This window comes from Streptomyces sp. NPDC090994 (genome assembly GCF_044768905.1).
Taxonomy (GTDB): domain Bacteria; phylum Actinomycetota; class Actinomycetes; order Streptomycetales; family Streptomycetaceae; genus Streptomyces.
Genome location: NZ_JBIVWS010000017.1, coordinates 1 through 20021, shown reverse-complemented (window position 1 = coordinate 20021; position 20021 = coordinate 1). Strand labels below are relative to the sequence as shown.

Annotated in this window: 18 protein-coding genes; 7 read left to right on the top strand and 11 right to left on the bottom strand. The window is 73.3% G+C overall.

What is annotated here, in order from left to right:
• Positions 1 to 15: 15 nt before the first annotated feature.
• Entirely contained in the window at positions 16 to 969 is a 954-nt protein-coding gene (locus ACIQR3_RS28035) for an FAD-dependent oxidoreductase (RefSeq protein WP_403543426.1), read from the top strand.
• Between the two features lie 633 nt (positions 970 to 1602).
• Here the strand turns inward: ACIQR3_RS28035 and ACIQR3_RS28030 are convergent.
• Positions 1603 to 3300, bottom strand: coding sequence for a BCCT family transporter (locus tag ACIQR3_RS28030; RefSeq protein WP_403543531.1), 1698 nt, complete (start codon positions 3298 to 3300; stop codon positions 1603 to 1605).
• Between the two features lie 169 nt (positions 3301 to 3469).
• A complete protein-coding gene (locus ACIQR3_RS28025; RefSeq protein WP_403543425.1) occupies positions 3470 to 3868 on the bottom strand; it encodes a VOC family protein in 399 nt (132 codons plus the stop codon).
• A 103-nt stretch (positions 3869 to 3971) separates the two neighbouring features.
• Between ACIQR3_RS28025 and ACIQR3_RS28020 the strand changes: the two genes are divergently transcribed.
• The gene (locus ACIQR3_RS28020; protein ID WP_403543424.1) at positions 3972 to 4967 is read left to right on the top strand and encodes a helix-turn-helix transcriptional regulator; all 996 of its coding nucleotides are present in this window, start codon (positions 3972 to 3974) and stop codon (positions 4965 to 4967) included.
• Between the two features lie 60 nt (positions 4968 to 5027).
• Here the strand turns inward: ACIQR3_RS28020 and ACIQR3_RS28015 are convergent, their stop codons facing one another.
• Entirely contained in the window at positions 5028 to 6485 is a 1458-nt protein-coding gene (locus tag ACIQR3_RS28015) for an amino acid permease (protein WP_403543423.1), read from the bottom strand.
• Positions 6486 to 6739: 254 nt separating this feature from the next.
• On the opposite strand from ACIQR3_RS28015, the gene ACIQR3_RS28010 reads away from it, so the two are divergent.
• Positions 6740 to 7495, top strand: coding sequence for a MerR family transcriptional regulator (locus ACIQR3_RS28010; RefSeq protein WP_403543422.1), 756 nt, complete (start codon positions 6740 to 6742; stop codon positions 7493 to 7495).
• An 84-nt stretch (positions 7496 to 7579) separates the two neighbouring features.
• Here ACIQR3_RS28010 and ACIQR3_RS28005 read toward each other — a convergent pair whose 3' ends face one another.
• The 6 genes from ACIQR3_RS28005 to ACIQR3_RS27980 form a co-directional block, all read right to left on the bottom strand.
• A complete protein-coding gene (locus ACIQR3_RS28005) occupies positions 7580 to 9757 on the bottom strand; it encodes a 3-hydroxyacyl-CoA dehydrogenase NAD-binding domain-containing protein (RefSeq protein ID WP_403543421.1) in 2178 nt (725 codons plus the stop codon).
• Positions 9758 to 9890: 133 nt separating this feature from the next.
• A complete protein-coding gene (locus tag ACIQR3_RS28000) occupies positions 9891 to 11105 on the bottom strand; it encodes an acetyl-CoA C-acetyltransferase (protein WP_403543420.1) in 1215 nt (404 codons plus the stop codon).
• Positions 11102 to 12265, bottom strand: a complete 1164-nt coding sequence (locus ACIQR3_RS27995) for a CaiB/BaiF CoA transferase family protein (RefSeq protein ID WP_403543419.1) — start codon at positions 12263 to 12265, stop codon at positions 11102 to 11104. The genes ACIQR3_RS28000 and ACIQR3_RS27995 overlap by 4 nt, the downstream gene beginning before the upstream one ends.
• Before the next feature lie 270 nt (positions 12266 to 12535).
• On the bottom strand, positions 12536 to 12805 hold the full coding sequence (gene mmpA, locus ACIQR3_RS27990) for a morphogenic membrane protein MmpA (RefSeq protein ID WP_403543418.1): 270 nt from the start codon (positions 12803 to 12805) through the stop codon (positions 12536 to 12538).
• Positions 12806 to 12873: 68 nt separating this feature from the next.
• Positions 12874 to 13569 (bottom strand): endonuclease V, encoded by a 696-nt coding sequence (locus ACIQR3_RS27985; protein WP_403543417.1) that lies wholly within the window; start codon positions 13567 to 13569, stop codon positions 12874 to 12876.
• Positions 13570 to 13623: 54 nt separating this feature from the next.
• A complete protein-coding gene (locus ACIQR3_RS27980) occupies positions 13624 to 13965 on the bottom strand; it encodes a plasmid stabilization protein (RefSeq protein ID WP_403543416.1) in 342 nt (113 codons plus the stop codon).
• 296 nt (positions 13966 to 14261) lie between these two features.
• Here ACIQR3_RS27980 and ACIQR3_RS27975 point away from each other — a divergent pair, with 296 nt between their 5' ends.
• Positions 14262 to 14678 carry an SsgA family sporulation/cell division regulator gene (locus tag ACIQR3_RS27975; protein ID WP_403543415.1) on the top strand — a complete coding sequence of 139 codons (417 nt, stop codon included), beginning with the start codon at positions 14262 to 14264 and terminating at the stop codon, positions 14676 to 14678.
• Positions 14679 to 14699: 21 nt separating this feature from the next.
• Here ACIQR3_RS27975 and ACIQR3_RS27970 read toward each other — a convergent pair whose 3' ends face one another.
• On the bottom strand, positions 14700 to 15335 hold the full coding sequence (locus tag ACIQR3_RS27970) for a GPP34 family phosphoprotein (protein WP_403543414.1): 636 nt from the start codon (positions 15333 to 15335) through the stop codon (positions 14700 to 14702).
• 340 nt (positions 15336 to 15675) lie between these two features.
• On the opposite strand from ACIQR3_RS27970, the gene ACIQR3_RS27965 reads away from it, so the two are divergent.
• Both ACIQR3_RS27965 and ACIQR3_RS27960 read left to right on the top strand, forming a co-directional pair.
• Positions 15676 to 17334, top strand: a complete 1659-nt coding sequence (locus ACIQR3_RS27965) for an ABC-F family ATP-binding cassette domain-containing protein (protein WP_403543413.1) — start codon at positions 15676 to 15678, stop codon at positions 17332 to 17334.
• A 203-nt stretch (positions 17335 to 17537) separates the two neighbouring features.
• Positions 17538 to 18512 carry an acyl-ACP desaturase gene (locus tag ACIQR3_RS27960; RefSeq protein WP_403543412.1) on the top strand — a complete coding sequence of 325 codons (975 nt, stop codon included), beginning with the start codon at positions 17538 to 17540 and terminating at the stop codon, positions 18510 to 18512.
• A gap of 216 nt (positions 18513 to 18728) precedes the next feature.
• Here ACIQR3_RS27960 and ACIQR3_RS27955 read toward each other — a convergent pair whose 3' ends face one another.
• Entirely contained in the window at positions 18729 to 18974 is a 246-nt protein-coding gene (locus ACIQR3_RS27955) for a WhiB family transcriptional regulator (protein ID WP_215174338.1), read from the bottom strand.
• 197 nt (positions 18975 to 19171) lie between these two features.
• Here ACIQR3_RS27955 and ACIQR3_RS27950 point away from each other — a divergent pair, with 197 nt between their 5' ends.
• Positions 19172 to 19960, top strand: a complete 789-nt coding sequence (locus ACIQR3_RS27950; RefSeq protein WP_403543411.1) for a VOC family protein — start codon at positions 19172 to 19174, stop codon at positions 19958 to 19960.
• Positions 19961 to 20021 lie beyond the last annotated feature (61 nt).

Here is a 20021-nt window from a genome sequence, read left to right as displayed (position 1 = left end):
CGCTACCGTCCGCCTGTGGAAACCGAACTGGGGGGCGAAGTCCTCGTGGTGGGCGGCGGCGTGATCGGGCTGACGACCGCCGTCGTCCTGGCCGAGCGCGGCAGCCGGGTACGGGTGTGGACCCGGGAGCCCCTGGAGCGGACCACCTCGGCGGTGGCGGGGGCCCTGTGGTGGCCGTACCGGATCGCGCCGGCCGCGGCGGCGCGCGCGTGGGCGCTGCGCTCCCTGGACGTGTACGAGGAGTTGGCGGCCCGCCCCGAGCGGACCGGCGTACGTATGGCCGAGGGCGTCCTGGGCGAGACGGAGCGGCACGAGGTCGACGGGTGGGCGGCCGAGCGGCTGCCGGGGCTGCGGGCGGCGACGGCGGCGGAGTACCGGGGCTCCGGGCTGTGGGCCCGGCTGCCGCTCATCGACATGTCGGTGCATCTGCCCTGGCTGCGCGAGCGGTTGCGGGCGGCGGGCGGTTCGGTCGAGACGCGGGCGGTGACCGGTCTGCGGGAGACCGGGGCGCGGGTGGTGGTCAACTGCACGGGTCTCGGGGCCCGGACGCTGGTGCCGGACCCGTCGGTGCGGCCGGTGCGCGGGCAGTTGGTCGTCGTCGAGAACCCGGGCATCCGCACCTGGGCGGTGTCCACCGATCCGGAGTCCGGGGAGATGGCGTACTTCTTTCCGCACGCGGGCCGGCTGGTGCTGGGCGGTACGGCGGAGGAGGACGTCTGGTCGGCGGAGCCGGACCCGGCGGTGGCGGCCGCGATCGTCCGGCGGTGCGCGGCACTGCGGCCGGAGATCGCCGGCGCCCGGGTCCTGGAACACCGGGTGGGGCTGCGGCCCGCCCGGGACGCGGTACGGCTGGAGCGCGAGGTCCTGCCGGACGTGCGGCTCCTGGTGCACAACTACGGCCACGGCGGCGCGGGCGTCACCGTGGCCTGGGGGTGCGCACGGGAGGCGGCGGGGCTGGCGGGCCGCTGATCGGGGGCGCCGTTGCCGGTGGCGCGTCCGCGGGGCCGGTCGTCCTGCCGGGGTGGCGTGGTTCCGTCGCGTACCGGGCACGGGCGGAGTCGCCCGCCCGTGCCCGGAGGCGCGCACCGCGGGCCGGTCGTCAGCACGTGCGGCCGACGTAGTGCGCGCCCTGGATCTTGGACGCCGGTGGCCGGTGGCCTGACTGCCGGGCGCCGGGGACGGGACGGGCGGGGCCGGATTGCGGGGCGGGCGGGTGCGGAGGATGGGACGGCGGAGGCCGGATTACGGGACGGGTGGGTGCGGAGGATGGGACGGCGGAGGCCGGATTACGAGACGGGCGGGTGCGGAGGATGGGACGGCGGAGGCCGGATTACGGGGGCCGGGGGACGGGACGGCGCCAGCCGGAACACAGGACAGGCGGGCCCCCGGCACCGGACAGCGACGGTCGGAACACGGGTCGGGCGGGGCCGGGGACCGGGCGGGCGGTGGTGCCGCCGGGCCGGCGCGGCCCTACCCGCGGCGGCCATCCGCCCGTCGTCGCCGGAGACCGGGCCCGGCACGGCAGGCGGCGCGGTACCGGCGTACGGCCGAGGCCCGGCGTGCCGTCGGCGCGGGTGCGCAGGGCCGCCGGCCCGCCCGGCGTCAGTGGTGCCGGCCGATGGGATCGCCCTCGGTCTCCGGGCCGCGGCCCGGGCCCACCCTGATCTCGAAGTCGCCGTCGTACCTGCGGTGGCCCTCGACGACGGCCATCTCCACGGCCTCCGAGCCCATCTCACCGCGCACGATGAGCGGGTCCCGGCGCAGGTCGCGCATGAGGGCCACGCACATGAAGATCATCACGATGACGAACGGGGCCGCCGCGAGGATCGTGAGGTTCTGCAGGCCGGTCAGCGCGTCGCCCTGCCCGCTGCCGACCAGGAGCATGATGGCGGCCACGGCTCCCGTGACCACGCCCCAGAAGATGACCACCAGGCGGCTCGGTTCCAGCGCGCCCCGCTGCGACAGCGTGCCCATCACGACCGACGCCGCGTCGGCGCCCGAGACGAAGAAGATGCCGACCAGGACCATCACCAGCAGGCTGGTGACCGTGGCGACGGGGTACTCCTGGAGCACGGCGAAGAGCTGGCCCTCGGGCGTGGCCTCCTCCCCCAGCCGGCCCTGCTCCCGGAGCTTCATCGACGAACCGCCGAAGATCGCGAACCAGACCAGGCTGACCGTGCTGGGCACGAGGATGACGCCGCCGACGAACTGCCGGATCGTCCGGCCCCGGCTGATCCGGGCGATGAACATGCCGACGAACGGCGTCCAGGAGATCCACCACGCCCAGTAGAAGACGGTCCAGCTCGCCAGCCAGTCGGCGACGCCCTCGCCGCCGGAGGCCTCGGTGCGGGCGGCGAGTTCGGGCAGGTCGCCGAGGTAGGAGAAGACCGAGGTGGGCAGCAGGTCCAGCACTATCACGGTGGGGCCCGCGACGAACACGAACAGGGCGAGGACCAGCGCCAGCACCATGTTGATGTTGGACAGCCACTGGATGCCCTTCTCCACACCCGAGACGGCGGACGCCACGAACGCCACCGTCAGCACCCCGATGATGGTGACCAGCAGCGCCGTGCTCACCTCGTCCAGCCAGTCCAGCTCCCGCACACCGGAGCCGATCTGCAGCGCGCCGAGCCCCAGCGAGGCCGCGGAGCCGAAGACGGTCGCGACGATCGCGAGGACGTCGATGACCCGGCCCAGGCCGCCGTTGGCGTTCTTCTCGCCGATGAGCGGGGTGAACACGGCGCTGATGGTCTGCCGACGGCGCCTGCGGAAGGTGCTGTACGCGATGCCGAGCCCGACCACCGCGTAGATCGCCCACGGGTGGAGCGTCCAGTGGAAGAGGGTGGTCGCCATGGCCGTCTCCATGCGTTCGCCGGAGTCGGCCGGGTCGGTGCCCGGCGGGGACGTCGTGTAGTGCGAGAGCGGTTCGCTGACGCCGTAGAACATCAGGCCGATGCCCATGCCGGCGCTGAACATCATCGCCACCCAGGACACCGTGCGGAACTCGGGTCGCTCGCCCTCGACGCCGAGGTGGATGCGTCCGTAGCGGCTGATGGCGAGCCAGAGGGCGAAGACGACGAAGCCCGAGGCCGCCAGCACGAACGCCCAGCCGCCGTTGTGCATCAGCCCGCCGAGCATCGCGCTGGAGGCGTCCTCCAGCGAGTCGGTGGCGACGGCGCCCCACACCACGAAGGCGAGGGTAAGGACGGCCGTGACGCCGAACACGACCCGGTCGGTACGGGGCCTGGCCTGGCCGGGCAGGCCCGCTTCCGACCCCGGCAGCGAGCCCTTCGGGTGCAGGTCCCTGTCGTGGGGCGGGTCCTGGTGCGGATCGTGGCCGTGTGGGTCATGCGTCACAAGCGGCACCTTTCGCCGAGCGGATGGGGAAAGGGATGTTCCCCGAGTCCGGGGCCACCACACTCGACGTGGCTCTCATCCGCTCGGCGGGCCGTGCCGGGCCGGGCCGGTGTCAGCGGCCGAACCGCTCCTTGGCGGCCGGGGTGACGGGGGTGAAGAAGTTGACCAGGTTGCCGTCGGGGTCGCGGAACAGCAGCGCGCGGTTGCCCCAGGGCATCGTGGTCGGCTCGTTGACGAAGTCCTCCACGGTGCCGGCGAGGTTCTCGTACACGGCGTCCACGTCGTCGACGAGGAATTCGAGGATCACGCTGCGGTTGGCGGCCGGGTCGGCGGAACCGGGGGCGAACAACGGGACCGTGCGGGTGCTGCCGATCGCGAGGGTGCCGGAGGCGGTGCGCACTTCGGCGAAGTCGTCGTTCGCCCAGTCGGCGGTGGTGCCGGTGGCCTTCTCGTAGAAGGCGACGAGGCGGGCGACGTCGTCCGTGATGACGCGGACGGAGACGAAGTTCATGGGGGTCTCTCTCCTGGATGTCTGGCCGTGCGGTGTGTCCGCGTCCCACGCTAGGAGTGATACCGGGCGGAACCCGCCCGGTATGTGCGGGAGACTTTCCGGTATGCCCCGCCCGCTCGCCCGTGTGCTCGCCCTCCTGGAACTGTTGCAGTCGGGCGGTGTCCGCACCGTCGGCGAACTCGCCGGCCGGCTGGAGGTCGACGAGCGCACCGTGCGGCGCTACGTCGGCCACCTCCTCGACCTCGACGTGCCGGTGGAGTCGGTGCGGGGCCGCTACGGCGGCTACCGGCTCGCCCCCGGGTACCGGATGCCGCCGCTGATGCTGACCGAGGAGGAGGCGCTCGCCGTACTGCTCGGGCTGGTCGCGGGCCGGCGGACCGGCCTGGCCACGGCCACGGCCGCGGCGAGCGAGACGGCGGCGGCGAAGATCCGGCGCGTGCTGCCGGAGCGGACGCGGCTGCGGCTCGACTCGCTGCTCGGCTCCCTCGCCTTCACCGCACCGGCCGGCGAGGCGGCGGCCCCGGACGCCACGGTGCTGCTCTCGGTCGCCGACGCGGTCGGCCACCACCGGCCGGTCGCGGTCCGCTACACCTCCGGTGCCGGGCGGAGCAGCGAGCGCACGCTGCATCCGCACGGGCTGGTCGTCCACTCGGGGAAGCTGTACGTGACGGCCACGGAGCCCGCGACCGGCGAGGAGCGGACGTTCCGGCTGGACCGGATGAGCGGTGCGCGGGTGCTGCAAGGATCGTTCACGCCGCCCGCCGGGCCGCCCGGTCCCGCGCAGCGCCTGCTCACCGGGTTCGCCACGGCGCCGTACCGGCACGAGGTGTCCTTGCGGATCCAGGGCACGGCGGAGCGGATCCGCACCCGGCTGCCGCCCGGTGTGGCGGTGGTGACGGAACTGCCGCTCGGGGACGGCGCGGATGCGGCGGCCGAGGGCTGGTGCCGGGCGGAGCTGCGCGTGGAGCGGCTCGACTGGCTGCCCGGCGTGCTGGCCGGTCTGGACCTGCCGTTCGTCGTCGAACGCCCGGACGCGCTGCGCGGCCTGGTCGAGGACCTCGCGCGTCGCCTCGGGGAGTCGGCGCGGCGTGAGCCGTGAGCCGTGAGCCGTGAGCCGTGAGCCGTGCGGCGGCTCACGACCGCGTTGCTGCTGTTACTGCTATGACTGCTGTGACTGCTGTGCGGTCTCGCCGACCCGGCGGCGGACGCCGAACCAGCCGGCCACCAGCATCACCGCGATGACGGGGACGAGGAGGAGGGTCCTGCGGCCGACCTCCTCGTCGTTCCACATCATCCCCAGGCACGCCAGCAGGAAGACGATCGTGGCGATCTCCGTGACGGGGCTGCCGGGCAGCCGGAAGTGCGGCCGGGTGACGCGGCCTTCCTTGGCCCGCCGGACGAAGACCAGGTGGCAGAGCATGATGATCACCCAGGTGCTGATGATGCCCAGCGAGGCCACGTTCAGCACGATCTCGAAGGCCTGGGACGGCACCAGGTAGTTCAGGCCGACGCCGAGCACGCAGACCGCGCAGGTCAGCAGGATGCCGCCGTAGGGCACCTGGGTGCGGCTCATCACGCCGGTGAACTTCGGGGCGGAGCCGGACATCGCCATGGAGCGCAGGATGCGGCCGGTGGAGTACAGGCCGGAGTTCAGCGACGACATCGCGGCGGTGAGGACGACCAGGTTCATCACGTCGCCCGCGGCCGGGACGCCGACCTTGGACAGCACGGTCACGAAGGGGCTCTCGGCGCCGGAGTAGAGCGAGCCGGGCAGCAGCAGGGCCAGCAGGACGACGGAACCGACGTAGAACAGGGCGACCCGCCACATGATCGAGTTCACCGCGCGCGGGACGACCTTGTGCGGTTCGGCGGTCTCGCCGGCGGCGACGCCGACCAGTTCCAGGGCGGCGTACGCGAAGATCACGCCCTGCATGACCAGGATCACCGGCATCACGCCGTGCGGGAGGAAACCGCCGTGGTCGGTGATGACTCCGGTGCCCGGGGTGTAGCCGCCCACCTCGTGCTGGGTGGCCAGCAGGAAGATGCCGATCAGCATGAAGGCGACGAGGGTGGCGACCTTGACGATCGCGAACCAGAACTCCATCTCGCCGAAGATCTTCACCGAGATCAGGTTCACGGCGAGCACCACCGCGAGGGCGATCAGCGCGAGCACCCACTGCGGGATGCTGGTGAAGGCGCTCCAGTAGTGCGTGTACAGGGCGATCGCCGTGATGTCGGCGATCCCGGTCGTCGACCAGTTCAGGAAGTACATCCAGCCGGCGACGTAGGCGCCCTTCTCGCCGAGGAACTCGCGCGCGTACGACACGAAGGAACCGGACGAGGGCCGGTGCAGCACCAGCTCCCCGAGGGCCCGGACGACGAAGAAGGCGAAGACTCCGCAGACCAGGTAGGCCACGGCGAGTGCCGGCCCGGCGTCGTGCAGGCGCCCGCCGGCGCCGAGGAAGAGACCGGTGCCGATCGCGCCCCCGATGGCGATCATGTTGATGTGGCGGGCCTTGAGGTCCTTGCTGTAACCGGCGTCGCCCGCGTCCGCGGGTGCCTGGGCCACCTGGGGATCGTCAGCGACCTGTGCCGTGTCCACGGCGTCCTTGCTCACGGGTGGTTCCACTCTCTGGTGCGCCCGGGTGTGGTGCGCCCGGGACGTCCGTACGTGACACGGCCCGCACGCCCTCGTCGGGGTACAGGCCAGAACAGCACTTTCCCACGTCACGGGGGTCTCATGCGGTGGCTCTTGTCACAGCGCGTGACTTCTCACATGATCCGCTCCGGGCGTCCACACCTCCGGACGGGCCCCGGCGGAGGGTGCGCGGGAGGTTTCACAGTACTGGTGAGACAGCGATACTGCTGCACATGACGACCGACACCGGGGAGCCGCGGGGACGCGCGGCGGGCGACGAGGCGGACGGGGAGCCGGTCCTCACGGTCGACGAGCTGGCCGCGCGGGCGGGGGTCACGGTGCGCACGGTCCGGTTCTACGGCACCCGGGGCCTGCTGCCGCCACCGGTGATCGGTCCCCGGCGGGTGGGACGCTACGGCCGGGAGCACCTGGCACGGCTGGAGCTGATCGAGGAACTGCAACGGCAGGGCATGACGCTGGCGGCCATCGAGCGCTATCTGGAGCGGCTGCCGCCGGACGTGAGCGCCCGGGACCTTGCCGTCCACCGGGCGGTGGTGTCCGCCTGGGCGCCGGACGCGGTGGAGACGGTCAGCCGGGAGGAACTGGTGCGGCGGGCCGGGCGGGCGCCGGCGGACGACGCCGTCGAGCGGCTGGCGGCGATGGGCGTGATCCGGCCCGCCGACGGTGACGGCTATCACGTCGACCTCGCGCTGTTCCGGCTCGGGGTGCGCCTGCTGGACATGCCGCTGTCGCGGGAGTCCCTCGCCGCCGCGCGCGAGGTGCTCCTCGGTCACTCCCGGCAGGCGGCCCGTGAGCTGTCGGAGCTGCTGCGCGGGGAGACGGCACGGCGGGACGCGCGGGACGTGCGGTCGCTCTCCGCGGACATGCAGCCCCTGGTGGTACAGGCGCTGCTGACGGCCTTCCAGCGGTCGCTGAAGGAGGAGCTGGGCGTGTGGCTCGACCGGGGTTCGCCGGACGGTGAAGGGTAGAGGAGCGCCGCACGACCGACGACCACGGTCCGGGCGGCGGGGCGCCCCGCTGCCCGGACCGTGGTCGTCGGTCGTGGTCGTGTGTCAGCGCTCGTCGGTGAAGACCTCGCCCCTCTCCGCCTTCTCCAGCAGCAGCGCGGGCGGCGTGAAGCGGTCGCCGTAGCGGTCGGCCAGCTCACGGGCGCGGGCCACGAAGCCGGGCAGTCCGCCGTCGTAGCCGTTGATGTACTGGAGGACGCCGCCGGTCCAGCCGGGGAAGCCGATGCCGAAGATCGAGCCGATGTTGGCGTCGGCGACGGAGGTCAGTACGCCTTCCTCCAGGAGCCGGACGGTGTCCAGCGCCTCGGAGAAGAGCATGCGTTCCCGCATGTCCCGGAAGGGGATCTCATGCCCCGGCTGGGTGAAGTGTTCCCGCAGGCCCGGCCACAGCCTGCCGCGCCGGCCGTCCTCGCCGTACTCGTAGAAGCCGGCGCCGCCGCTGCGGCCGGTCCGGCCGAACTCGTCCACCATCCGGTCGACGACCGCCTCGGCGGGGTGCGGCGTCCAGGTGCCGCCGGCCTCCTCCACGGCCCGCTTCGTCTCCTGGCGGATCCTGCGGGGCAGGGTGAGCGTCAGCTCGTCCATCAGGGAGAGCACCTTGGCGGGGTAGCCGGCCTGGGCGGCGGCCTGCTCGACGGAGGCGGGCTCGATGCCCTCGCCGACCATGGCGACGCCCTCGTCGATGAAGTGGCCGATGACGCGGGAGGTGAAGAAGCCGCGGCTGTCGTTGACGACGATCGGCGTCTTCTTGATCTGCCGGACCAGGTCGAAGGCGCGGGCCAGGGCCTCGTCGCCGGTCCGCTCGCCCTTGATGATCTCCACCAGCGGCATCTTGTCGACGGGCGAGAAGAAGTGCAGCCCGATGAAGTCGGCCTGGCGCTCGACGCCCTCGGCGAGGGCGGTGATGGGGAGCGTGGAGGTGTTGGAGCAGAGCAGGGCGTCCGGCGCGACGACGTTCTCGATCTCCTGGAAGACCTTGTGCTTCAGTGACGTGTCCTCGAAGACCGCCTCGATCACCGCGTCGCAGCCGGCGAGGTCGGCGGCCTCGGCGGTGGGGGTGATGCGGGCCAGCAGCGCGTCGGCCTTCTCCTGGCTGGTGCGGCCCTTGGCGACCGCCTTGGCGCACAGTTTCTCGGAGTAGCCCTTGCCCTTGAGGGCGGCTTCCAGGGACACGTCCTTCAGGACGACCTCGATGCCGGCGCGGGCGCACGCGTAGGCGATGCCCGCGCCCATCATCCCGGCGCCGAGGACGGCGGCCCTGCGGACCTGGCGGGGCTCGATGCCGCGCGGGCGGTTGGCACCGGAGTTGACGGCCTGGAGGTCGAAGAAGAACGCCTGGATCATGTTCTTCGAGGTCTGCCCGGCGGCCAGCTCCACGAAGTAGCGGGCCTCGATGACCTGGGCGGTTTCGAAGTCGACCTGGGCCCCCTCGACGGCGGCGGCCATGATGTTGCGCGGCGCCGGGTAGGGGGCGCCGTTCGTCTGCTTGCGCAGGTTGGCCGGGAAGGCGGGCAGGTTGGCGGCGAACTTGGGGTTGCTGGGGGTGCCGCCCGGGATGCGGTAGCCGGGCCTGTCCCAGGGCTGGGCGGACTCGGGGTGGGCGTCGATGAAGGCGCGGGCCTTGGCGAGCAGGTCGTCCGGGGTGTCGGCGACCTCGTGGACCAGGCCGTTGTCCGCCGCGCGGCGCGGGTCGTACTGGGTGCCCTGGAGCAGCACCTTCAGCAGCGCGTCGGTGATGCCGAGGAGGCGGACGGTACGGACGACGCCGCCGCCCCCCGGGAGCAGTCCGAGGGTGACCTCGGGCAAGCCGATCTTGGAGCCGGGGGCGTCCAGGGCGACGCGGTGGTGGCAGGCGAGGGCGATCTCGTAGCCGCCGCCGAGGGCGGCGCCGTTGATGGCGGCGACGACGGGCTTGCCGAGGGTCTCGATGCGCCGCAGGTCCCGCTTGATGGCGAGACCCGCCTCGAACGACTCCTGGGCGTTGTCCGGGGTGACCCGGATCAGGTCGCGCAGGTCGCCGCCGGCGAAGAAGGTCTTCTTCGCGGAGGTGACGATGACGCCGCGGACGGTGTCCTTCTCGGCCTCCAGGCGGTCCGCGACCGTGGCGAGGGAGGCGCGGAACGCCTGGTTCATGGTGTTCGCGGACTGGTTGGGGTCGTCCAGGACGAGGGTGACGACGCCGGTGCGGTCCTGTTCCCAGCGGATGGTGGATTCGGTGCTCATGCGGGGGTGCTCCTGGTGATCCGTCGTTGATGCGCCGTTGGTGCGTCGTTGATGCGCCGTTGACGCGTCGTGGCTGCGCCGTTGATACGTCGTGGCTGCGCCGTTGACGCGTCGTTGCTCCGTCGGGAAGGGGTCAGACGCGCTCGACGACGGTGGCGATGCCCATGCCGCCGCCCACGCACAGGGTGGCCAGGCCGTACCGCTTGTCCTGGCGCTCCAGTTCGTCGACGAGGGTGCCCAGGATGATCGCGCCGGTGGCGCCCAGCGGGTGGCCGAGCGCGATCGCGCCGCCGTTGACGTTGACCTTGTCCAGGGACAGGCCCATGTCCTTCACGAACCGCAGCACGACCGCCGCGAACGCCTCGTTGATCTCGACCAGGTCGATGTCGTCGATGGTCAGCCCGGCCTTGGCGAGCGCCTTGCGGGTGGCGGGGGCGGGCCCGGTGAGCATGATCGTGGGTTCGGAGCCGGAGACGGCTGCGGAGACGATCCGCGCGCGGGGGGTGAGCCCGTAGCGGTCGCCGACCTCCCGGGAGCCGATGGCGACCAGCGAGGCGCCGTCGACGATGCCGGAGGAGTTGCCCGCGTGGTGGACGTGGTCGATCTTCTCCACCCAGTGGTACTTCTGGAGCGCGACGGCGTCGAAACCGCCCAGGTCGCCGATGTCCGCGAAGGACGGCTTGAGCTTCGCGAGGGAGTCGGCGGTGGTGCCGGGCCGCAGGTGCTCGTCGTGGTCGAGGACGGTCAGGCCGCTGCGGTCCCGCACCGGCACGACCGACCGCTCGAAGCGGCCCTCCTTCCACGCCGTGGCCGCGCGCTCCTGGGAGAGCGCCGCGTACTCGTCGACGTCCCGCCGGGAGAAGCCCTCGATGGTGGCGATCAGGTCGGCGCCGATGCCCTGCGGCACGAAGCCGGTGGCGAGGTTGGTCATCGGGTCGTTGAACCAGGCGCCGCCGTCCGAGGCCATCGGCACCCGGGACATCGACTCGACACCGCCCGCCAGGACCAGGTCCTCCCAGCCCGAGCGCACCTTGGCGGCGGCCATGTTGACGGCCTCCAGACCCGAGGCACAGAAGCGGTTCTCCTGCACGCCGGCCACCGTGTCCGGCAGCCCGGCGGCGACGGCGGCGATCCGCGCGATGTCGGAGCCCTGGTCACCGACCGGGCCGACCACGCCGAGCACGATGTCGTCGACGGCGGCCGGGTCGAGGCCGGGGAAGCGGGAGCGGATCTCGTGGATGAGCCCGACGACCAGGTCGACGGGCTTGGTGCCGTGCAGGGCGCCGCCTGCCTTGCCGCGCCCGCGCGGGGTGCGGATCGCGTCGTACACATACGCTTCGGTGGTCACTGGTCGGCCTTTCGGTGAGGACGGTGAGGTGGCTCGGGGCGCGGTCCGGGCAGGTCCCAGTCGCGGGCCACGGCCTCGGTGTCGGCGCCCGGCCGGGCGGGGCCGGTGCGGACGGCGGCGGGGGTCGCGGAGAAGCGGGGCGCCGGGGCGGGCTGGGTGAGGCCGCCGTGGTCGGTGAAGGTGGCGCGGGCGGCGAGGTGCGGGTGGTGCGGGGCCTCGCGCAGCGAGAGCACCGGGGCCACGCAGGCGTCGGAGTCCGCGAAGACGGCCGTCCACTCGCCCTGGGTACGGGTGCGGAAGCGGGCGGCGATCGCCGCGCGCAGTTCGTCCCAGCGGGCGGGGTCGTCGCGGGCCGGTGCTCGCTCGGGGATGCCGAGGAGCGTCATGAACTCGTCGTAGAACCGCTGTTCCAGGGCACCGACCGCCATGTACCGGCCGTCGGACGTCTCGTAGGTGCCGTAGAAGGGGCAGCCGCCGTCGAGGAGGTTGGCGCCGCGCCGGTCCTGCCAGGTGCCGGCGGCGAGCATGCCGTGGATCATCGCGGTCAGGTGGGCGGTACCGTCCACGATGGCCGCGTCCACCACCTGGCCGGTGCCGGTGGCGCGGGCGTGGTGCAGGGCGGCCAGGACGCCGACGACCAGGTAGAGGGCGCCGCCCGCGTAGTCGCCGAGCAGGTTGGCGGGGGCGGCCGGCGGGGCGTCCGGCGCGCCGGTCAGGCCGAGGGCTCCGGTGAGGGCGATGTACCCGATGTCGTGGCCGGCCCGCCGGGCGAGGGGACCGTCCTGGCCCCAGCCGGTCATCCGGCCGTAGACCAGGCGCGGGTTGCGGGCGTGGCAGGGCTCGGGGCCGACTCCGAGGCGCTCGGCGACACCGGGGCGGTAGCCCTCGATCAGTATGTCGGCGCGGGCGGCGAGGGCGAGGACACGGGCGGGGCCCTCGGGGTCCTTCAGGTCGACGACGACCGACCGCTTGTTGCGCCGGGTCACGTCGTACGCCGGGTCGATCGCGAGACCGGGGCCGCCCGGGCGGTCGACCTGTACGACGTCGGCGCCGAGGTCGGCCAGGAGCATCCCGGCGAACGGGCCGGGGCCGATCCCGGCCAGCTCGACCACGCGCACGCCGGTGAGCGGACCGTGCGGGGGCGTCGTCGCCGTGGTCATCGGGTCCCCACTCTGTGACAGCAACGGTGTAACACCATCGATGCTAGGAACGGGCCCCGGCCCGCACAAGGGCCCTGCGCGCCAGATATGAGCAAGCGCTTGGCCAAGCTTCGCCCGTCCACGCCTCCCACGCTAGCCCCGGCCACCGACAGCGGCGCGCGCTGCGCGACCGACGGGGCACGGCCGCGGGGCGCCGACCGGGTGACGGGGGAGCCTGCGCTACGAAAGGTCGTCGTCAGGAGAGCCGTAGACCCCGCACGCACAGCCCCGTCACAGGACCCACCCGCCGATGGTCCACACCATCCCGCTCGTCCAGGCCAGCCCCGCCACCACCGCGAGCGCCATCCCGGCCTTCACCGACCGCCCGACGGGCCGCCCGACGGGCCGGCCGTCGAACCCGCCGACGAATCGGCCGTCGATTCGGTCGTCGAACCGGTCGTCGATCCGGTCGTCGAACCGGCCGTCGCGTCGGCCCTCGGATCGCTCGACGTACCGGCCGGGCCGGGCATGGGACTTCTGGGCTCGCTGCGGGTTCGTCATGCGCCCCAGCCTGCCGGGGCGCACCCGGCCGGCGCATCCGTACGGATACTCAGCTGCGCACCCCGCGCTCAGACCGGGCAGCCGGCCTCCCGCAGCGCCCGCCGGCACAGGGCGTCCGCCCTGCGAGTGGTCTCCGGGAGGCGGTAGGCCGGGGTGAGCGCCAGCGTGTGCGCGCAGGCGTTGTCCAGGCCGACCCGGTGCCCGACGGAGACGTACACCGGTTTCACACCGTCCCGGGTGCGCAGGGCGCGGCCGACCTCTTCGCCGTCCGCGAGCAGCGGGGACGTACTGCCGCGCGGCGCGTCGGGATCGTCGTGGGTGAAGGCGAACGGGTTCTTGGCGACGCCGATCGCGGGCAGGCCGGTGAGGACGCCCAGGTGGCAGGCGAGGCCGAAGCGGCGCGGGTGGGCGAGGCCGTACCCGTCGCAGACCACCAGGCCGGGCCGGCCGGGCAGGGCGTCGAGCGCGGCGAGGACGGCGGGGAGTTCGCGGAAGGCGAGCAGACCGGGCACGTACGGGAAGGAGATCCGCCCGACGGCCGTGGCCTCGGCGACGACGGTGAGGGTCGCCGCGTCCAGCACGACGGCCGCCGCCGCGACGAGGTCGCGGGCGTCGTCGTAGGCCACGTCGACCCCGGCGACCCGGCCCGTGCCGGGCGGCGGGCCGGGCTCGTCGAGCACCAGGCGGGCGCGCAGCCGCTCCTGGACCGCGCGGGCCTGTTCCTCGGTCGCGGGCCAGCCCTCGGGAATCGGTACGGTCGTCATGGTGGCCACGAGCCTACGAGGAGCGGGACACCCGCCTCGCACCGGGCCGCCGGGTCACTTGCCCAGCGCGCGCCGCAGTTCGCCCTTGTTCATGTTCGAACGTCCGTGCACGTCGCGGCGCTTGGCCTCCTGGTACAGCTGGTCGTAGGTGGGCTCCTGGGAGCCCTGCCCGGACCGCTGCCCGCCGCGCTTGCCCGAGGACGTGCCCTTGGCCGAGGAGGCGCTCCTGGCCGGCGTACGGCTCGTGGTCTTCGACTCGCCGGAGCGGGCGCGTTCCTTGTTCACCGTCCGGGACGCCATCTCCTTGGCCCGGCCCTCGCCCGCGCCGCGCTGCTCGGCGCTCTCCTTGATGTGCTCGTACTGCCGCTCCCGTTTGGGGCTCGATCCGCGTGGCATGTCCGGTCACTTCCTTTCACTTCGGCGAACGGATACTCACGTTACGGACAAAGCAGGCGCCCCGCGCGGCGTCCACCGGCCCGGTACGGCAGACGGGGGCAACGGCGGGTGAGGACGGTGCCGTTCGGTCACTCGAGGAGAGCCTCGTCACTCGTCATCGCTCCTGTGAATGAAGGCGGTGACAGAGGTCACTCTCTCCCAGTGCACGGAGCGGCGGGTTCCGTCGTCTCATTCAGTGCCCGCCCATCCACGAGCCCGCCCGCCCGTCCGTCCAGCCGTCCCGAGGGAGCAAGGCGTTGTCCATCGTCATCGAGCAGCCCGTCGAGGCGCGCCTCGTCGCCGCCGCGCCCCGTATGCCGAGCATTCCCGCGAGGCTCCGCTACGACCGTCGAGACCCGTTCGCCGTCCGCATGACCTTCCCCGCCCCGGCCACGCTGGAGGGCGTGGACGTCTGCTGGACCTTCTCCCGTGAGCTGCTCCTGGCGGGCATGCGGGAGCCCGAGGGCCACGGCGACGTCCGGGTGCGGCCGTACGGCTACGACCGCACCGTCCTGGAGTTCCACGCCCCCGAGGGCACCGCCGTGGTCCACGTCCGCTCGGGCGAACTGCGCCGCTTCCTGGCGGCGACGAGCGAGCTGGTGCCCCTCGGTCTGGAGCACCTCCAGCTCGACCTGGACCACGACCTGGCGGAGCTGATGCGCGGCACCCGCTGACGGGCTCGCGGCGGGACGGCCTCAGCGGGGGGCCGTCACCGCCGGGGCCCCGGCGGGGGCCGCGCCCACCGCCGCGCACAGCTCCCGCATGATCCACGGAACACCGGGCGCCCCCGCGCCCCGGGCGGCCAGCGCCGCGCCGCGGGCGCCGTCCGCGGGCCGGCCCACCCCGCGGACCCGCGCCGCGGCGGCCAGCACGGCGACGGCAGCGTCCTGGACCGGGACCGCGGCGACCGGCACCGGGCCGCGCAGGACGTGCCGGGTCCGCTCCCGGAGCGCGTCCACGAGGGCGGGACTGGCCAGGGCGTACGACACGGACGGGAAGACGCCGAGCACCCGCCGCTTCTCGGCGCGCAGGCACCGCTCGGCGACCAGTTGCTCCCGTACGGCGTCGTAGGTAATACGGGCCCGCAGCCGCACCCAGGTCCGCCAGTCGTGCGGCAGGGACTCGCGGACGAGGTCGAGGAGCCCGTCCAGGACGGGGTCCCCGGTGCGGGAGTCAAGGTCGACGGGGGTGGCGATGCCGTCGTCGTCGACGAGCAGGCCGCGCCGGGCGAGTTCGGCGAGGGCGCCGGCCCGCACCAGGCGGTGCGGTGGCGCGGTGGCCCCCGCCAGCAGGCACAGGCGGGCGGGCAGCGAGAGCGAGCCGTGGGGCACGGGGTGTCTCCTTCGGGGCGGGCGGTGCGACCTCGGCGGGAATCCGGTTGACACCCCACCCGGCCTGTTCTTACGGTTTGCGGGTCCTGTTGTCGTCGATCGGAGTAGGACGTTGCTCGTCTGAGGTCCTGAGACACCGCGTCACACCGCTCAGGTGTGTGCGCCGCGTGCGACCTCGGCGTTCGAGCCGTCCCCGACGAGCAGGGCTTCTCCCACCTCCAGGGCCCTCCTCTCCCCCGCCCGGCCCCTCGGCCCGGCCGGTCGACGACGGTCCGCGTCCCGCGGTGTCTCGATACGCGTTTGCCCCTGACCGCACCACGCAACCGCGGAGGCACGCCTCATGCACACTTCCATCAGCTGTACGGCCCTCTCCTTCGCCTGGCCGGACGGCACCCCCGTCTTCCAGGACCTCGACGTCGCCTTCGGCCCCGGACGCACCGGACTCGTCGGCGTCAACGGGGCGGGCAAGTCGACCCTGCTGAAACTCGTCGCCGGACGGCTCACCCCCACCGGCGGCACCGTCCGGGTCGCCGGCGAGGTCGGCTACCTCCCGCAGAACGTCACTCTCGACACCGCGCTGCGCGTGGACGAGGTGCTCGGCATCACCGCGCGGCGGGCCGCGCTGCACGCCATCGAGGCGGGCGACGCGGCCGAGGAGCACTTCGAGGCCCTCGGCGACGACTGGGACGTCGAGGAGCGCGCCCGCGCCACCCTCGGCGAACTCGGCCTCGGCCACGTGGACCTGGACCGCACCGTCGGCGAGGTCTCCGGCGGCGAGTCGGTGCTGCTGCGGCTCGCCGCGCTGCTGCTGCGCCGGCCCGACGTCCTGCTGCTGGACGAGCCGACCAACAACCTCGACCTGTACGCCCGCAGACGGCTGTACGCCGCCGTCGCCTCCTGGTCCGGGGTGCTGGTCGTGGTCAGCCACGACCGCGAACTCCTCGACCTGGTCGACCAGATCGCCGACCTGCGCCGGACCGGTGCCGCCGGGCGCGGCGACCCGGGCGGCGGCGAGATCGTCTGGTACGGCGGCAACTACTCCGCCTACGAGGAGGCCCTCGCCGTCGAGCAGGAGGCGGCCGAGCGCATGGTGCGGGCCGCCGAGTCGGACCTGCGCAAGCAGCAGCGCGAACTGGCCGACGCCCAGGTCAAACTGGCCCGCCGCAAGCGGTACGGCCAGAAGATGTACGAGCAGAAACGCGAACCCAAGATCGTCATGGGGGCGCGCAAGCGCGCGGCGCAGGAGTCCGCGGGCAAGCACCGCATCATGCACGAGGAGAAGCTCGCCGAGGCCCGGGAACGGCTCGACGACGCGGCGGAGGCCGTACGGGACGACGCCGAGATCCGCGTCGACCTGCCGTACACGGCCGTCCCGCCGGGCCGTACGGTGCTCACCCTGCGGGAGCTGGAACTGCGCTACGGCGCCCGGGTGACGGGCGGTCTCGACCTGCACGGGCCCGAGCGGATCGCGCTGGTCGGACGCAACGGCGCGGGCAAGACCACGCTGCTGCGCACCGTCGCCGGGGAGCTGGCCCCGGTCGCGGGCGAGGCGACGGCGCATGTGCCGCTGCGGTTCCTGCCGCAGCGGCTCGACGTGCTCGACGACGCGCTGTCCGTCGCCGAGAACGTGGCCCGGTTCGCGCCGGACGCCACCGGCAACCGGATCCGGGCGCGGCTGGCCCGCTTCCTGTTCCGGGGCGCCCGCGCCGACCAGCGGGCGGGCACCCTCTCCGGCGGTGAGCGGTTCCGGGCGGCGCTGGCCGCGCTGATGCTGGCGGAGCCCGCGCCGCAGCTGCTGATGCTGGACGAGCCGACCAACAACCTGGACATGGCGAGCGTCCGGCAGCTCACCACGGCCCTGGAGTCGTACGAGGGAGCGCTGATCGTGGCCAGTCACGACCTGCCGTTCCTGGAGTCGCTCGGCATCACGCGCTGGCTGCTGCTGGAGGAGGGAGAACTGAGGGAGACGACGGCGGAGGAGGTGGCGGAGACCGCCTGACCGGGGTTCCGGGGACGGAGTGCGGCGCTGCGGGCTCCGTCCCGTCCCGGGTTTTCCTCCTGCGTATGAGGTACCTGAGCAGGGCCTTTACACCACACTTAACCTACGGTCACGTAACCTACGGTGTCGTAGCCTACGATGCCGTAGGTTCTGGCACCGCTCGCCGGACCTGTCGAACGGTCATCCGTCCCCCTGGAGTTTTCGTGACGCTCACTTCCCCCCATCTCGGCAGCCCCTCCGCCTGGACCGACGCCCGGCTGCTGTACGCGCTGGAAGAAGTGGTCGAGGCAGAGCTGAACCGGCATCTGAAGGTCGCCAAGGACTGGATGCCGCACGAGTACGTGCCGTGGAGCGACGGCCGTAACTTCCCCGGCCTGTTCGAGGACGGCGAGGCCTGGGAGAAGGGGCAGTCCAAGGTCACCGAGATCGGCCGGATCGCGCTGGTGGTGAACCTGCTCACCGAGGACAACCTCCCCAGCTACCACCACGAGATCGCCTCCCTCTTCGGCCGCGACGGCGCCTGGGGCACCTGGGTGCACCGCTGGACGGCGGAGGAGGGCCGGCACGGCATCGTGATGCGGGACTACCTGCTCGCCTCCCGCGCGGTCGACCCGGACAAGCTGGAACAGTTCCGGATGGCCCACATGAGTGAGGGCTTCGAGTCGGACAACCGGCACTCGATGCTGCACTCGGTCGCCTACGTCGCCTTCCAGGAACTGGCCACCCGCATCTCGCACCGCAACACCGGCCACCAGTCCGGCGACCCGGTCTGCGACCGGATGCTGGCCCGCATCGCCACCGACGAGAACCTGCACATGGTCTTCTACCGGAACCTGCTGAAGGCGGCGTTCGAGCTGGCGCCCGACCTGACGATGCAGGCGGTGCGGGACGTCGTGGTCAACTTCCGGATGCCCGGACACGGCATGCCGGGGTTCGAGCGGGCGGCGGCGCAGATGGCGATCGGCGAGGTCTACAACCTGCGCATCCACCACGACGACGTGCTCCAGCCCGTGCTGCGCTTCCTGAAGATCATGGAGATCGACGGGCTGGGCCCGGAGGGCATGAAGGCGCAGGAGGAACTGGGCCTGTACATGGGCGGGCTGGACTCCGAGGCGTCCAAGTTCGACGAGAAGCTGGCGGCGCGCAAGGCACGGATGGCGGCCCGCGCGGCCGGCTGACCGCGGTCGGCCCCCCCGCCGGCCACCCGGGCGGCGGGGACGGGGCGTTCGGGCGCCCGCGGTACCTGCGGTGTCTTCCGCACCCGCGGTGTCTTCCGAACCCGCGGTGTCTTCGGTCTCTCCGGCGCCTGCGTGCCGCACAGTCCGGCGAGGCGGTCCGGCCGCACGGGCCGGGCGTTCCGGTTCAGGCGGCCGAGGAGGTACGGCCCGCTCCCGTCAGGGCGCGGCGCGCCGCAGGGCCAGCCGTTCCTTCTCCGAGAGGCCGCCCCAGACGCCGAAGCGCTCGTCGTTGCTGAGGGCGAACTCCAGACAGGCCGAGCGGGTCGGGCACAGGCCGCAGATCCGCTTCGCCTCGCGTACGGAGCTGCCGGGCTCGGGGAAGAAGAAGTCCGCCCCGGTCTGCGCGCACAACGCCTCCTGCTGCCAGGCGAGGTCGGGCGCCGTGATCGTGTCGTTGAGCATGGGCAGCAGCGTGCCGGGCGGCGCAAAACGTTCGATCAACGCGGGATCAACGCCCGGGCCGCCGGCCTCCGGCCCTCCGATGATCACCCGTACGGCGCCGGGAGGCACGGCGGCGCGCGGGACGGCGGCGGCAATTGTCAGTGGGCGGTGCGAGACTCGGCGGAGCAGGCCACGGGACCCTTCCGAGGAGGGCGAGGATGCTCACCGACCGCTACGTCACCGGCGCTCCGAACTGGATCGACGTCGCCACGCCCGACGTCGCCGGCGCCGCCGCCTTCTACGGCGGCCTCTTCGGCTGGCGGCTGCGGCCGGCGCCCGCCGGGGACCACGGCTGCTTCGAGCGGGACGGCGCCACGGTGGCCGGCTGCCTGGGAATCTCCCCGCGGCAGGGCCCGCCGTCCTGGACGGTGTACTTCCGGACACCGGACGCCGAGGCCGCCGCCCGGTCCGCCGAGCGGGCGCGCGGCCGGGTGCTGGTGCCGCCGACGCCCGCCCTGGAGGAGGGCGTCACAGCCGTCCTCGCCGACCGGGCGGGGGCGCCGTACGGCGTCTGGCAGCCGGGCCGGCGCAAAGGGCTGGACCTGGTGGGCGACACGGGCGCGCTGTGCTGGGCCGAGCTGTACACCCCGGACATCGCGGCGGCCGCGGCGCACTACCACGCGGTGCTCGGCCTGGAGACCTCCGCCCTGACCTTCCCCGGGGGTACCTACACCTGCGTCAATCCCCCGGGTGAGGGCGAGGAGGGCATGTTCGGGGGCGTGGTCCCGCTGGCCGACGATCCGGTGGAGACGGAGGCGCACTGGCTGCCGTACATCGCGGTGGCCGACACGGACGAGGCGGTCGCCCGGGCCCGGGAGCTGGGCGGCGAGGTCCGCCTGCCCGCCACGGACGTCGGGGGCGCGGGCCGTCTGGCCCGGCTGGCCGATCCGTACGGGGCCCGGTTCGCGGTGCTCCGGCCGGCGCCGGCCGCCGCCGGGGCGGACTGACCGGGAGCGTTACGGGAGAGCGGCGGCCCCGCCGGTACTCGGCGGCCAGGCCGGCCGTCGT